Source organism: Arthrobacter sp. MDT2-3 (assembly GCF_059090465.1).
On sequence record NZ_JBNHFS010000024.1, the window covers coordinates 1 to 297 of the forward strand.

The 297-nt window shown below is 67.0% G+C and carries 1 pseudogene; it reads right to left on the reverse strand.

Annotated elements, in window-relative coordinates:
- A pseudogene (locus AC5RUQ_RS20960) lies at positions 1-297 on the reverse strand (pyruvate dehydrogenase (acetyl-transferring), homodimeric type); the annotation flags it as partial.

Sequence of the window (297 nt, forward strand, 5' to 3'; positions counted from 1 at the left end):
GGTTGTGCAGGTAGCGGTTGGACTGGGCCTGGTAGATCGCGTTCATCGGCCCGATGCCCATCGAGACCGTGGGGAATTCCCAGAACGACGGCATCAGCCGCGGGTGCGGGTACGAGGACAGGGCGTGGCCCTCGCGGGACTTTTCCTGCCGGAACCCGTCCAGGTCCTCCTCGGAGAGCCGGCCTTCCATAAACGCCCTCGCGTACATGCCGGGGGAGGCGTGGCCCTGGAAGAAGACCTGGTCCCCGCCGCCGGGGTGGTCCTTGCCGCGGAAGAAGTGGTTGAAGCCCACCTCGT